The sequence below is a fragment of the Streptomyces sp. NRRL F-6676 genome (genome assembly GCF_000725625.1).
Lineage (GTDB): Bacteria > Actinomycetota > Actinomycetes > Streptomycetales > Streptomycetaceae > Streptomyces.
In genome coordinates, this window is the sequence record NZ_JOHS01000041.1 from 1 (window position 1) to 12,867 (window position 12,867).

The 12,867-nt window shown below is 71.2% G+C and carries 13 protein-coding genes; 5 read left to right on the forward strand and 8 right to left on the reverse strand.

Annotation, left to right across the window (positions count from 1 at the left end):
- Positions 1-64: 64 nt before the first annotated feature.
- The 5 genes from IO29_RS23005 to IO29_RS23025 all read right to left on the reverse strand — a co-directional run bounded on the left by IO29_RS23005 (position 65) and on the right by IO29_RS23025 (position 4,885).
- On the reverse strand, positions 65-988 hold the full coding sequence (locus tag IO29_RS23005; RefSeq protein ID WP_030378982.1) for an SCO1860 family LAETG-anchored protein: 924 nt from the start codon (positions 986-988) through the stop codon (positions 65-67).
- A 133-nt stretch (positions 989-1,121) separates the two neighbouring features.
- Entirely contained in the window at positions 1,122-2,225 is a 1,104-nt protein-coding gene (locus tag IO29_RS23010) for an amidohydrolase family protein (protein ID WP_030378983.1), read from the reverse strand.
- Between the two features lie 47 nt (positions 2,226-2,272).
- A complete protein-coding gene (locus IO29_RS23015) occupies positions 2,273-3,148 on the reverse strand; it encodes an amino acid ABC transporter ATP-binding protein (RefSeq protein WP_051707574.1) in 876 nt (291 codons plus the stop codon).
- A gap of 31 nt (positions 3,149-3,179) precedes the next feature.
- Complete coding sequence (locus IO29_RS23020) at positions 3,180-4,019, reverse strand: amino acid ABC transporter permease (RefSeq protein ID WP_030378985.1); 840 nt, start codon at positions 4,017-4,019, stop codon at positions 3,180-3,182.
- Complete coding sequence (locus IO29_RS23025; RefSeq protein ID WP_030378986.1) at positions 4,016-4,885, reverse strand: transporter substrate-binding domain-containing protein; 870 nt, start codon at positions 4,883-4,885, stop codon at positions 4,016-4,018. The genes IO29_RS23020 and IO29_RS23025 overlap by 4 nt, the downstream gene beginning before the upstream one ends.
- Before the next feature lie 318 nt (positions 4,886-5,203).
- On the opposite strand from IO29_RS23025, the gene IO29_RS23030 reads away from it, so the two are divergent.
- The 5 genes from IO29_RS23030 to thpD all read left to right on the forward strand — a co-directional run bounded on the left by IO29_RS23030 (position 5,204) and on the right by thpD (position 10,163).
- Positions 5,204-6,298 (forward strand): pyridoxal-phosphate-dependent aminotransferase family protein, encoded by a 1,095-nt coding sequence (locus IO29_RS23030; protein WP_030378987.1) that lies wholly within the window; start codon positions 5,204-5,206, stop codon positions 6,296-6,298.
- A 514-nt stretch (positions 6,299-6,812) separates the two neighbouring features.
- A complete protein-coding gene (gene ectA, locus IO29_RS23035) occupies positions 6,813-7,346 on the forward strand; it encodes a diaminobutyrate acetyltransferase (protein WP_030378988.1) in 534 nt (177 codons plus the stop codon).
- A gap of 104 nt (positions 7,347-7,450) precedes the next feature.
- Positions 7,451-8,722 carry a diaminobutyrate--2-oxoglutarate transaminase gene (gene ectB / locus IO29_RS23040; protein WP_030378989.1) on the forward strand — a complete coding sequence of 424 codons (1,272 nt, stop codon included), beginning with the start codon at positions 7,451-7,453 and terminating at the stop codon, positions 8,720-8,722.
- A gap of 114 nt (positions 8,723-8,836) precedes the next feature.
- A complete protein-coding gene (locus IO29_RS23045; RefSeq protein WP_030378990.1) occupies positions 8,837-9,238 on the forward strand; it encodes an ectoine synthase in 402 nt (133 codons plus the stop codon).
- Between the two features lie 7 nt (positions 9,239-9,245).
- Positions 9,246-10,163 (forward strand): ectoine hydroxylase, encoded by a 918-nt coding sequence (gene thpD, locus IO29_RS23050; RefSeq protein ID WP_030378991.1) that lies wholly within the window; start codon positions 9,246-9,248, stop codon positions 10,161-10,163.
- Positions 10,164-10,226: 63 nt separating this feature from the next.
- Here the strand turns inward: thpD and IO29_RS23055 are convergent, their stop codons facing one another.
- From IO29_RS23055 to IO29_RS23065, 3 genes are all read right to left on the reverse strand, one after another.
- Positions 10,227-11,348, reverse strand: a complete 1,122-nt coding sequence (locus IO29_RS23055; RefSeq protein WP_030378992.1) for an aminotransferase class V-fold PLP-dependent enzyme — start codon at positions 11,346-11,348, stop codon at positions 10,227-10,229.
- Positions 11,349-11,409: 61 nt separating this feature from the next.
- The gene (locus tag IO29_RS23060; protein WP_030378993.1) at positions 11,410-12,135 is read right to left on the reverse strand and encodes a DsbA family oxidoreductase; all 726 of its coding nucleotides are present in this window, start codon (positions 12,133-12,135) and stop codon (positions 11,410-11,412) included.
- 101 nt (positions 12,136-12,236) lie between these two features.
- Complete coding sequence (locus IO29_RS23065; RefSeq protein ID WP_030378994.1) at positions 12,237-12,710, reverse strand: GNAT family N-acetyltransferase; 474 nt, start codon at positions 12,708-12,710, stop codon at positions 12,237-12,239.
- Positions 12,711-12,867 lie beyond the last annotated feature (157 nt).

Sequence of the window (12,867 nt, forward strand, 5' to 3'; positions counted from 1 at the left end):
GTTCCTGGCGGCGCTGCGGAAGGTACGGGGCGGGGGGTAGGGCATTTTCTCCGCCCCCGAACCGTCAGCTTCTCCTCCGCCGCACCGCGAACACACCCCCGCCCACCACCATCAGCACGACCGACCCGCCCGCGAGATACGGCGTCATCGAACCCCCGCCCGTCTCCGCGAGCCCCTCCTCCGCCCGCTCCCCCTGCGCCCGCACGTCCTCCGGGGCCCCCGCCCCACCACCACCCGCCGGCTCCGCGCCCCCCGGCGCCCCGCACTCCGCCGACGCCAGCGTCACCGTCCCCTCCACCTCGGCCACGTTCAGCTTCAGCGGATTGACGGACACCGTCAGTTCGAGCGCGGTCGCCGCGGCCGTACGGGAGGTGGTCGTCCGCTTGGAGAGATCCAGCCGCACCTCCCCCACCCCCGGCACCTTCACCTCGGTCGGCCCGCCCGCGCTCACGGTCACCTTCTTGCCGAGCACGGTCACCGGCCCGAGGACGTCGGCCGAGGCGACCGGCTCCTTCCCGGCCTCGCAGGTCGCCGTGGACGTGACCTGGGTCAGCTCGACCAGGGACAGCAGCGGCAGCCCGGGCACGTGCAGCCGGGCGTGCGCGAGCTCCGTGCGCGCCTCGGCCGTGCCCCCGGACACGGTCGCCTTCGCGCTCGCGGCATCGGCGTGCAGCACGTTGAACGGACGGCCGTGGTCGACGCCGTCGAGCCGTGCGGTGAGCGCGGTCTTCTCCGCGCTCCGCGGCGCCCGCACCTCGTTGAGCGTGACCGCGAGCGGCACGTTCACGGTCCTGGCGGCGAGCGAGACGTCGAGTCCGGTGCGCAGGACGACGGCGTGCGCACTGCCGGCCTCGCGCCCGTGCCCGGGCCCGCCGGTCGCGGCGGCGGACCCGGCCCCCGCGAGGACGACGGACCCCGCGACCAGCACCGTGGCGGCGGCGACGGCGCCGGGACGGCGTACGGGCAGGCGGAAAGTGATGCCGTTCACGGCGTGGGACCCCCATGGGAGACGTGGGACAGGTGGTGGGACCCGGTAAGAATTACCTACTGTCAGTGAACGGTCAGCAATCCTGGGTCACTTCACTCCATCGAGGGGTTTCCGCGAACGAGTTCGAATGTGCTCAGCCGACGACCCGCCCACCCAGCACGATCCGCCGGGGCGCCGCCAGGACCCGTACGTCCTGCCGCGGATCCGTCTCGTAGACGACCAGGTCGGCGGGGGCGCCCTCCTCCAGGCCGGGGCGGCCGAGCCACCGCCGGGCGCCCCAGGCCGTCGCGGAGAGGGCCTGGACCGGGGGGATGCCGGCGGTGACCAGCTCCGCGACCTCCGCCGCGACCAGACCGTGCGGGAGCGAGCCGCCCGCGTCCGTGCCGACGTAGACGGGGATGCCGGCGTCGTAGGCCGCGCGGACCGTGTCGTAGCGGCGTTCGTGCAGCCGGCGCATGTGCGCGGACCAGCGCGGGAACTTGGCCTCGCCGCCCTCGGCGAGCCGGGGGAACGTGGCGATGTTGACCAGCGTGGGGACGATCGCCACCCCGCGCGAGGCGAACAGGGGGATCGTCTCCTCGGTCAGCCCCGTGGCGTGCTCGACGCAGTCGATGCCCGCCTCGACCAGGTCGCGCAGAGAGTCCTCGGCGAAGCAGTGCGCGGTGACACGGGCGCCGAGCCGGTGGGCCTCGGCGATGGCCGACTCGACGGCGCCGCGCGGCCAGCACGCGGTCAGATCACCGGCGTCCCGGTCGATCCAGTCGCCGACCAGCTTGACCCAGCCGTCGCCGCGCCGTGCCTCCTGGGCGACGTAGGCGGCCAGGTCCTCCGGCTCGACCTCCCAGGCGTAGTTGCGGATGTAGCGGCGAGTGCGGGCGATGTGCCGGCCGGCCCGGACGATCCGCGGCAGGTCGTCGCGGTCGTCGATCCAGCGGGTGTCGGACGGCGAGCCCGCGTCCCGCAGCAGCAGCGCCCCGGCGTCGCGGTCGGCCAGCGCCTGCTTCTCGGAGACGTCGTCGGGCACCGGCCCGTGCGCGTCGAGCCCGACATGGCAGTGCGCGTCGACGAGCCCGGGCAGCGCCCAGCCCTCCACGGTACGGACGTCACGGCCCGCGGCGCCGGCCGGCCGGTCGTAGGTGATCCGCCCGCCGACCACCCACAACTCGTCCCGCACCTGCCCGTCGTCCGCCCCGACGAGTACCCGTCCCCTCACGTGCAGCACCACGTCATCGCTCATGCACGGCACCCTAGAGGGTGGCCCGGTCGCGGTGTGCGGTGCCTGTTTCAGGCCCCCCGCCCCGGCGGGGTCGGCGGGTGGTCCCGCTTGGTGACCGGCGGGGCCGGGGCGGCGTGGACCTGGTCCGACGTCTCCTCCTCCACCTCGGCCATCGCGGGGTCGAGGAGACGGGAGAGGAAGTGGCGGGTGCGGGTGTGCTGCGGGTCGGTGATGACCTGGTCGGGGGGGCCGTCCTCGACGATCACTCCGCCGTCCATGAAGACGACCCGGTCGGCGACCTCACGGGCGAACGTCATCTCATGGGTGACGACCATCATCGTCATGCCCTCGTGGGCGAGGCGGCGCATGACGGCGAGGACGTCGCCGACCAGCTCCGGGTCGAGCGCGGAGGTGGGCTCGTCGAAGAGCATCACCTCCGGGCCCATGGCCAGCGCGCGGGCGATGGCCACGCGCTGCTGCTGGCCGCCGGAAAGGGAGGACGGGTAGGCGTCCGCCTTCTCGGCGAGCCCCACCCGCTCCAGGTTCTCCGCCGCCACCCGGGCCGCCGTCGCCTTGTCCCGGCCGAGCACCCGGCGCTGCGGCAAGGTGAGGTTCTCGGTCACCGTCACGTGCGGGAACAGGTTGAACTGCTGGAAGACCATGCCGATCCGGCGGCGCACGGCGTCGATGTCGACGTCCGGGTCGGTCAGTTCGGTGCCGCCGACGAAGACCTGGCCCTTGGTGGGCTCCTCCAGCAGGTTCACGCAGCGCAGCAGCGTGGACTTGCCGGAGCCGGAGGGGCCGATGACGCAGACGACCTCGCCCTGGTGGATCTCCAGGTCGATGCCGCGCAGCACCTCGTTGTCCCCGAAGGACTTGTGCAGCGCGCGGACGCTGATCTCGGGCGCGCCGGACCCCGGGGCGCTGGTTTCGGGTGCGCTCACTGGACTGCCTCTTCGCTGCTCGCTCGGGTGCTCACTTGGTGGCCTCCCCGGCCTTGGCCTCGAGACGCCGGACGACGAAGCCGAGCGGCACGGTGACCAGCAGATAGCACAGGCCGGCGACCAGGATCGGCGTGGAGTTGGCGGTCTGGCTCGCCAGGTCTCGGCCGAACTTCGCCAGTTCGCGCTCCTCCAGCGTGACCCCGAGGAACAGCACCAGTGAGGAGTCCTTGAAGAGGAGGACCAGCTCGTTGGTGAGCGGCGGGATCACGATGCGGAACGCCTGCGGGATGATCACGGAGACCATCGCGCGGGCGTGCGAGAAGCCCAGCGAGCGGGCCGCCTCCATCTGTCCCTTGGGCACCGCCTGGATGCCGGCCCGGATCGTCTCCGCCATGTACGCGGCGGAGACCAGGCCGAGCGCGATGGCGACCTTGCCGTACGTGCCGCCGGGGATCTCCGTGCCGGGGAAGGCCAGCGGGACGGCCACCCCGACGAAGATGAAGATCAGCAGGGCGGGCAGGCCGCGGAAGATCTCGATGTAGATGCCGGAGACCCAGCGGTACGGACCCACGGACGACAGCCGCATCAGCGCGATCACCATGCCGAGCACGAGGCCGACGACGAAGCCGGACAGCGTGTAGAGCACGGTGTTCTTCAGGGCCAGCGTGATGATGTCCGGGAACAGCTGCTTGGCCAGGTCCGCCTGGGCGAACTGGTTCCGCAGCCGCCCCCAGTCGGCGCCCACCGCGAGCGCGACCACGGCGGCGACGAAGACGACGTACTGCGCACCGCGCGAGAGCGCGCGCTTCTGCCGCCGGGTCAGTCCGGATCTGCGGGGCTTCAGGGCGGTGTCGGTACCGGTGTCCGTCATGAGGCGGAGGCCGAGGCGGACGCGGCGGCCGACGGGGACGCGGCCGACTCGTCGTACGGGCCGATCCACTTCTCGTACAGCTTCTTGTACGTGCCGTCGGACTTGGCCTCGGCGAGCGCCTTGTTGATGGCGGCGAGCAGCTTGCTGTTGCCCTTCTTCACCGTGAAGCCGTACTGCTCACCGGTGTTGATGTTGTCGGCGACCTCGAAGGCGTCGGCGTTGGCCTTGTCCTTCAGCCAGCCCTGGACGACCGGGTAGTCGATGACGACGGCCTGGACCTGGCCGGTGCGCAGGCCGTTGAGGACGGCGTCGGAGGACTCGAAGGAGACCGCGTCGAAGCCCTTCTTCCGGGCGTAGTCCTCGCCGGTGGTCTGCGCCTGGGCGCCGAGCTTCTTGCCCTTGGCCTTGACGTCGGCGAGCGAGGTGAGGCCGCTCTTCTTGCTCACCAGGACGGCCTGGGTGGCCTCGAAGTACGGGTCGGAGAAGTCGACGTTCTTCTTGCGCTCGTCGGTGATCGTCATACCGGCGGCGGCGAGGTCGCACTGGCCGGAGTTGAGGAAGGCGCCGGTCTTGAAGTTCTCGAACGGCGTGTCGACGATCGCCTGCTTCACTCCGAGGTCGTCCGCGACCAGGTCGATGAGGGAGACGTCGAAGCCCTGCACCTTGCCGTCGATCTCGGACTGGAACGGGGGGTACGGCAGATGGGTGCAGGTGGTGATCTGGCCGGCCTTGACCAGCGGCACGCCCTTGGCGGTGGCCTTCTTCCCGCCGTCGTCGCCGGAGGAACAGCCGGCCGCGAGCAGCAGTCCGGCAACCGCGGCGGTGGCGGTCAGCACGCGGGTCCGGCGTCCGGGGACCGTGTTCACGACGGGGCCTCCTGTGGGGGCGTGTGGGGCGGTTGTGGTGCGGGGGCCGCGGGGTTGCTGCGGCTGTGGTCTGCCTGTGGGGCACGGACAGACTTCCGATTATAAGGAGATGTTTGGGGTTCTCAAACCAAACCGATGGTCGAAGCGGTTGTGCGACCTGCGGTTCGGAAGGGAGCGGCATGCGGTTCGGGCGGAGCGGGAGGGGTCGCGGGGGTGGGATTAGGCTCGTCGGGCGGAGCGATACGTGGGTGACACCGGTGTTCCCTACCCGTGTCGGCACCCGTTAAGTGACCTGTTGGAGAGAGAAGAGAGCGCGTCGTGACCCACCCCCTGCTGGACCTGCCCCCGCTGACCGCCGCGCGCTTCGCCGCCGTCGAGGACCGGGTGGCCCGGCTGCTCGGCACGCGGAACGACGTGGTGATCATGCAGGGCGAGGCGCTGCTGCCGCTGGAGGGCGCGATCCGCGGCTGCGCCGGGCCGGGCACCACCGCGCTGAACGTGATCACCGGTCCGTACGGGCAGACGTTCGGGGACTGGCTGCGCGACTGCGGGGCAACGGTGATCGATCTCGCGGTGCCGTTCCACACGGCGGTGACCGCGGAGCAGGTGCGGGCGGCGTTCGAGGAGCACCCGGAGATCGACTTCGTCTCGCTGGTGCACGCGGAGGCGGCCACCGGCAACACCAACCCGGTCGCGGAGATCGGCGAGGTCGTACGGGAGCGGGGTGCCCTGCTCTACCTGGACGCGGTGGCCTCGGTCGCGGCGGAGCCGGTGCGGGTGGACGCGTGGGGCGTCGATCTGTGCGTGATCGGCGGTCAGAAGGCGATGGGCGGCCCGGCGGGCGTGTCGGCGGTGTCGGTCAGCGAGCGGGCGTGGGCGCGGATGACGGCGAATCCGCGCGCGCCGCGGCGGTCGTATCTGTCGCTCCTCGACTGGAAGGAGCGGTGGATCGACGGGGGCCGGGTCGCGCTGCCGCACGCTCCGGCGCAGCTGGAGATGCTGGCGCTGGAGGCGTGTCTGGAGCGGATCGAGGAGCGGGGGCTCGATGCGGTGATGGCCGCGCACGCCGCCGCCGCGGCGGCGGTGCGGGCGGGGGTGCGGGCGCTGGGGGGCGGGCTGGAGCCGTATGTGCACGAGGCGCGGGAGGCGGCGCCGGTGGCGACGACTTTGCGGGTGCCGAGGGATGTGGACGCCTCGGAGCTCGTCGCGCGAGCGGTGGCGGTGGACGCGGGGGTGCCGTTGGTGGCCGGCGGGGGTGTGCTGGCGCGGGAGATGGTGCGGGTGAACCACTACGGCGCGGACGCGGAGGCGGATGTCGTGCGGCGGTGCCTTGTCGCGCTGGGCGCGGCGTTGGGGGAACTGGGTGTGGACGGGGTGGATGTGGAGGGGGCGGCGCGGGTGGTGGAGGGCTGAGGCCGAGGGGGTCCGCCCCCGCCGTCCCTGCCCTTCCCGTCCCCGGGGGCCGCGCCCCCGGGGCCCCTAGAAAGATTGCGCCCGCTCGGCGGAGCCGCACAGTGACACAGCGCCACACATCGACACAGCCCCGCGCCCCTTATCAGCCGGGATATTGCCGGTGACATTCCGGTGGCATTCTTCTCCTTATTGCCGAGCAGTTTCCCATATTCTCCTGCCCGCTTCTTCTTGGTCTAAACGCAACGATTTCGCGAACCCGTACCGGCATAATTCGGACGCCCGTCGCAAGGGTTACACGGTTGTGATGCGTTCCACAGGGTGAGTGTTTCGCCCGCCTTTGTACCCCGCTTACCAGGACATTTCGCCGCCGACTCGCCCGGACGCCCGCGCCCGCGTGATAACACACGGGACTTCCGCGCGTAACCCCGATCGGCGATGCAATTTTCAATTTACCTGGGTAAGTTCATTCTGCATGACCGCCGCACAAGCCGACCTGTCAGCGGAATTCACGGGAATGACCGGAAACACCGGAGAACCACGTACAGACCGTCCGGACGTGGCGGACGGCGCCGCACTCTGGCGCATCGCCAAGGACTCCGGAACCCTCGACCTCAACTCGTCCTACAGCTACCTGCTGTGGTGCCGTGACTTCGCCGGCACCTCGGTGGTGGCCCGTGCCGCCGACGGCACCCCCGTCGGATTCGTGACCGCCTATCTGCGCCCCGACCGCCCCAGCACCCTGCTGGTCTGGCAGGTCGCCGTCGACGCCTCCTACCGCGGCCGCGGCCTCGCCGCCCGGCTGCTCGACGACCTGGCCGCCCATGTCGTCGCCGAGTACGGCGTGACCGGACTCGAGACGACCATCAGCCCCGGCAACACCGCCTCCGAGCGCCTGTTCGCCTCGTTCGCCCGCCGCCACGGTGCGACCGTCGAGCGCGAGGTGCTGTTCGAGACGGAGCGGTTCCCCGACGGTCCGCACGACCCCGAGGTGCTGCACCGCATAGGCCCGCTGTCCGCCGACAGCGCCCCGGCCGTCCCCGCCGCCTGAGCCGTCCGCCGCCCCCTGCCCTTCCCTCTCGCCCCACCCGCACCAGGACTTCAGCCCGCTGCGTCCGAGTCCCACTCCCACCCCACCACCGAGGAGCGATTCGCGTGACCATCACCCAGCCCGACCTCAGCGTCTTCGAGACCCTCGAATCCGAGGTACGCAGTTACTGCCGCGGCTGGCCCGCCGTCTTCGACCGCGCCCGGGGCAGCCGTATGTACGACGAGGACGGCCACGGCTACCTCGACTTCTTCGCCGGCGCCGGCTCGCTCAACTACGGCCACAACAACCCCGTACTGAAACGCGCGCTGATCGACTACCTGGAGCGGGACGGCGTCACGCACGGGCTCGACATGTCGACCACCGCCAAGCGGCAGTTCCTGCAAACCTTCCAGGACCTGGTGCTGCGCCCGCGCGACCTGCCGTTCAAGGTGATGTTCCCCGGCCCGACCGGCACCAACGCCGTGGAGTCGGCGCTGAAGCTGGCCCGCAAGGTCAAGGGCCGCGAGGCGATCGTGTCGTTCACCAACGCCTTCCACGGCATGTCGCTGGGCTCGCTCGCCGTCACCGGCAACGCGTTCAAGCGGGCCGGCGCCGGGGTCCCGCTGGTGCACGGCACGCCGATGCCGTTCGACAACTACTTCGACGGCACGGTCGAGGACTTCCTCTGGTTCGAGCGGCTGCTCGAGGACCAGGGCTCCGGCCTCAACAAGCCCGCCGCCGTGATCGTCGAGACGGTGCAGGGCGAGGGCGGCATCAACGTCGCACGGCCCGAGTGGCTGCGTGCGCTGGCCGAGCTGTGCGAGCGGCAGGACATGCTGCTGATCGTCGACGACATCCAGATGGGCTGCGGCCGTACCGGCGCGTTCTTCTCCTTCGAGGAGGCCGGCATCACGCCCGACATCGTCACCGTCTCCAAGTCCATCAGCGGCTACGGGCTGCCGATGTCGCTGTGCCTGTTCAAGCCCGAGCTCGACGTGTGGGAGCCGGGCGAGCACAACGGGACCTTCCGCGGCAACAACCCGGCGTTCGTCACCGCCACCGCCGCGCTGGAGACGTACTGGACCGACGGCTCCGCCATGGAGAAGCAGACCCGCGCCCGCGGGGAGCAGGTCGAGCAGGCGCTCATCTCCATCACCGAGGAGAACCTGGCCGACGTCAAGGAGTACCGCGGCCGCGGCCTGGTGTGGGGCATGGAGTTCCACGACAAGGAGCGGGCCGGGCGCATCGCCCGCCGCGCCTTCGACCTCGGCCTGCTGATCGAGACCTCCGGTCCCCAGAGCGAGGTCGTCAAGCTGCTGCCCGCGCTCACCACGACCGGCGAGGAGCTGGACGAGGGTCTGCGGATCCTCGCCCGCGCGGTCCGCGAGACGGCCTGAGCCGCCGTCGCCGAAGCGGCACCGCGCCCACGGGGCGACAACTGAACACCGACACACAAACACACCGGCACACAGACACACCGGAGAACACCGAGAAGGAGGCGTCACCCCACCGTGATCGTCCGATCGTTCAAGGAAGTCGAAGGCACCGACCGGCACATCAAGTCCGAGTCCGGTACCTGGGAGAGCAAGCGCATCGTCCTCGCCAAGGAGAAGGTCGGCTTCTCCGTGCACGAGACGATTCTCTACGCGAACACGGAGACGTCGATGTGGTACGCCAACCACATCGAGGCCGTCGTCTGCACCGAGGGCGAGGCGGAGCTCACCGACCGCGAGACCGGGCAGACGTACACGATCACCCCCGGCACGATGTACCTCCTCAACGGCCACGAGCGGCACACGCTCAAGGTCAAGGAGAAGGACTTCCACTGCATCTGCGTGTTCAACCCGCCCGTGACCGGACGGGAGGACCACGACGAGAACGGCGTCTACCCCCTGATCACCGAGGAGGTGTGAGGAACCCATGACCGCTCCCACCACCACATCCGCCGCCGGCTCCGGCGTCACCGACCTCTACCCCACCCGCGGCGCCACCGAGGTGACCGTGGACCGGCAGGACCCGGTCGTCTGGGGCTCCCCGGACACGCCCGGACCGGTCTCCGCGGGCGATCTGCAAAGCCTCGACCGCGACGGCTTCCTCGCCATCGACCAGCTGATCAGCGAGGACGAGGCCGGGGCGTACCGCGCGGAGCTGGAGCGGCTGGTCGCCGACCCGGCGATCCGGGCCGACGAGCGGTCGATCGTCGAGCCGAAGTCGCAGGAAATCCGTTCCGTCTTCGAGGTGCACCGGATCAGCGAGGTGTTCGCCAACCTGGTGCGCGACGAGCGCGTCGTCGGCCGGGCGCGGCAGATCCTCGGCTCGGACGTGTACGTCCACCAGTCGCGGATCAACGTCAAGCCGGGGTTCGGCGCCAGCGGTTTCTACTGGCACTCGGACTTCGAGACCTGGCACGCCGAGGACGGTCTGCCGAACATGCGGACGGTGTCCGTCTCGATCGCGCTGACCGAGAACTACGACACCAACGGCGGCCTCATGATCATGCCGGGGTCGCACAAGACGTTCCTCGGGTGTGCGGGGGCCACGCCGAAGGACAACTACAAGAAGTCGCTTCAGATGCAGGACGCGGGCACGCCGTCGGACGAGGCGCTGACCTCGATGGCGAGCGAGTACGGCATCAAGCTGTTCACGGGCAGGCCGGGCTCGGCGACGTGGTTCGACTGCAACTGCATGCACGGTTCGGGCGACAACATCACGCCGTACCCGCGCAGCAACGTGTTCATCGTGTTCAACAGCGTGGAGAACGCGGCGGTGGAGCCGTTCGCGGCGCCGGTGCGCCGGCCGTCGTTCATCGGCGCGCAGGACTTCACGCCGGTGAAGTGAGCGCGCGGTAGCCCGTTTCCGGGGCCGTTCCCCACCTGTGGGGAACGGCCCCGGACGCGCGTACTACGCGGCCAGCGCGTCGAGGAGCCGGTCCACGTCCGCCGGGGTGTTGTAGAGGTGGAACGCGGCGCGCAGATTGCCCGCGCGGTCGGAGACCTCGATGCCGGCCTCGCTCAGCGCCGGCTGCCGGCTGCCGAGTCCGGGCACGGAGACGATCGGGGAGCCCGGCGCGGGTACCGGCTCGTGCCCGAGGGCGGCCAGTCCGGTGCGGAACCGCTCGGCGAGGGCCAGGTCGTGCGCGCGTACGGTGTCCACGCCCAGTTCCTCCAGGAGGGCGAGGGAGTGGCGGGCGCCGACGTAGGAGTAGAGGGCGGGGCTCTCGTCGAACCGCCGTGCGGAGTGGGCGAGTTCCTCGACGGGGCCGTAGCAGCTGTCCCACGGGCGCTCCCCCGCGACCCAGCCGGCGAACACCGGTTCGAGGCCGGCGGGCTCCTCCGGGACCACCAGGAACGCCGCGCCGCGCGGGCAGAGCAGCCACTTGAAGGCGACGGCGGAGACGTAGTCGTACGCGCCCGCGTCGAGGTCGAGCCAGCCGGCGGCCTGGGAGGCGTCGACGTAGGTGCGGGCGCCGTGCGCGTGGGCGGCGGCGCGGATCGCGGGGAGGTCGGCGATGCGGCCGTCCGCGGACTGGGCGGCGCTGACGGCGACGAGCGCGGTGCCGGGGCGCACGGAATCCGCGACCGCCTCCAGCGGCACCGCGCGGACCTTCAGGTCGCGGCGTACGTGGAAGGGGTTGACCACGGAGCTGAAGTCGCCCTCGACGGTGAGGACTTCCGCGCCCTCGGGGAGCGAGGCGGCGATCAGCCCGGTGTACGTGGCGACCGACGCCCCGGTGGCGACCCGGATGACGGGGACGCCGACGAGACGCGCGAAGGAGGCGCGGGCCGCCTCGACGTCCGCGAACATGTCGGTGGGCCGGCCCGCGGCCGCCGCCTCCAGGGCGGTGCGCATGGCGGCGATCGTGCGGGCCGGGGGCAGCGAGGTGCTCGCGGTGTTCAGATAGGTGGTGCCCGGCGCGAACTCGGCGCGGACGAGGTCGTCGAAGGTCCGGGGGCTCTCTGCGCTCTCGATGCTCTCGGTGGTCTCCATGGGACAACTGTGCGACCCGGCGGCCGCCCCGTCCATTGCCGGTTTCTGCGCGATACCCCCAAGAGACGCTTATGAGACGCCTCCGGCCTGCGGTTTCTCAGTTCTGCGGCACCGCGCAGCCGTCCGGGCCACAGGCGTCGGCACCGTCGCTGTCGGTGCCGTCGAGCAGCCGCAGCGGGGTGTGCGCCTCCCAGGCCTGGCTGAGGGCGCGGGTGAAGACCTCGGCGGGCTGGGCGCCGGAGACGCCGTACTTCCGGTCGAGGACGAAGAAGGGCACGCCGGTCGCGCCGAGCTCGGCCGCCTCGCGCTCGTCGGCGCGCACGGCGTCGGCGTACGCGTCCGGGTCGGCGAGGACCGTCCGTACGGCCGCCTCGTCGAGACCGGCCTCGACGGCCAGCGCGACGAGCCGTTCGTCGCCCTCGGAGAACACGGAGCGCTCCTCGGCGAAGTTGGCCCGGTACAGGATGCCCAGCAGCTCGGCCTGCCTGCCGTGCTCCTTGGCGAGGTGGAGCAGGCGGTGCATGTCGAAGGTGTTGCCGTTGTCGCGGTCCCGGGTGCGGTACGCCAGCCCCTCGGCGGCGGCCTGCGCGCCCAGGTTCTCCTCACCGGCCTGCGCCTGCGCCTCGCTCATCCCGTACTTCCGGGTGAGCATGGTCAGCACGGGCTCCACGTCCCCCTTGGCCCGCCCGGGGTCCAGCTCGAACGAGCGGTGCACGACCTCGACCCGCTCCCGCTGCGGAAACCCGGCCAGCGCCTTCTCGAACCGCGCCTTGCCCACGTAGCACCACGGGCAGGCCACGTCGCTCCAGATCTCCACACGCATGCTCGGCTCACTCCACTGCTCGTACCGGTACGGGGGCGGGACCGCTCCCCGCGGATCCCGTCCGGTACGTGAACCTTCAACAGCGCGCCTTCATTCCCTCTTCATTCCCCCGGTACCGCATACCGCAGATACAGATGGTGATCGCCTTCGGCGGGCGGGTTCTCCGGATCGGGGACCCAGCCCTGACGTGCGTAGAAGGCCTGCGCCCGCGCGTTGTCGACATGCACGTCGAGCACGGCGGTCCGCTTCCCCGCGGCTCGCCACTCCTCGACGCACGCCGCGTGCAGCGCGGTCCCGCGACCGCCGCGCCAGTGCCCGGGATCGACGTGGAACTGGAACAGCTTGACGGTGTCGCCGGGGGCGCCCTCCGGGGTACGGAAGGAGGCGAGGGCGACGAGCCGCTCCCCCTCGACCATGCCCAGGACCCGCCCGTCCTGCCGCGCGATGGCCTCCCGCCAGACGGCGCCCCAGTCGGTCCCGTCCTCGGGAATCCCGTCCGGGTAATAGGTCTCCCGCGCCCGCCGATGCAACGCGGCCACGACCGCGCTCTCCTCAACCGACACCTCACGAATCACACGCTCACCCGTCACACGGTCAGTGACGCCCACGTTCGACCACCGGTTCCGGGAACGCCCCGTAAGGGGCGCGGGGCTGTGACATGTGCGGCTCCGCCGCGCGCGAGCAGCCACAGCCCACCCGCGCCCGCCGACGAACCCGCCCCAGCGGCGAACA

Coding starts and splice junctions, on each gene's coding strand:
- IO29_RS23010 (WP_030378983.1), bottom strand. CDS start 2,225: ATGAGCGATGACGTGGTGCTGCACGTGAGGGGACGGGTACTCGTCGGG.
- IO29_RS23055 (WP_030378992.1), bottom strand. CDS start 11,348: ATGGACGGGGCGGCCGCCGGGTCGCACAGTTGTCCCATGGAGACCACC.
- thpD (WP_030378991.1), top strand. CDS start 9,246: ATGACCGCTCCCACCACCACATCCGCCGCCGGCTCCGGCGTCACCGAC.
- IO29_RS23060 (WP_030378993.1), bottom strand. CDS start 12,135: ATGCGTGTGGAGATCTGGAGCGACGTGGCCTGCCCGTGGTGCTACGTG.
- IO29_RS23020 (WP_030378985.1), bottom strand. CDS start 4,019: ATGACGGACACCGGTACCGACACCGCCCTGAAGCCCCGCAGATCCGGA.
- ectA (WP_030378988.1), top strand. CDS start 6,813: ATGACCGGAAACACCGGAGAACCACGTACAGACCGTCCGGACGTGGCG.